Genomic DNA, 484 nt, shown 5'->3' on the forward strand with positions numbered 1-484 from the left:
CCAGCCCCAGGTCGTGGGCGCGGGTCAGCTGCAGCACCTCGCCCTCGGAGATGACGCTGGACGCCCGGGCCAGGATGCCCAGGGCCCGCATCTGGCCGGTCTCGACCATCAGTTCGAAGGCGCGGGCGAACAGGAAGTCGCCGACCAGCACGCTGGAGGGGGCGCCCCAGATCAGGTGAGCGGCCACCTTGCCCCGGCGCAGATCCGAGGCGTCGACGATGTCGTCGTGCAGCAGGGTGGCGGTGTGGATGAACTCGACCGAGGCGGCCAGACGGACGGCGGCCTCCATGCCGTTCGGGGCGCCGACGGCGCGCGCGGCGGCCACGGTCAGCAGCGGACGCAAGCGCTTGCCGCCCGCCGCCACGATGTGGTCGGCCAGCATCGGGATGACCGGAACGTCGGACTGCATCCGCTCGACGATCAGGGCGTCGACCACCGCCATGTCGTCGCGCGCGAGCCGGATCAAGGGCTCGACCTCTCCCTT

General features: G+C 71.9%; 1 protein-coding gene. It reads right to left on the minus strand.

What is annotated here, in order from left to right; all coding sequences use genetic code 11:
• Positions 1 to 484: polyprenyl synthetase family protein (locus Q0C81_RS17940; RefSeq protein ID WP_291841148.1), on the minus strand; the 484-nt coding region annotated here is incomplete at both ends.

Source organism: Brevundimonas sp. (assembly GCF_023259385.1).
Classification (GTDB): Bacteria; Pseudomonadota; Alphaproteobacteria; order Caulobacterales; family Caulobacteraceae; genus Brevundimonas.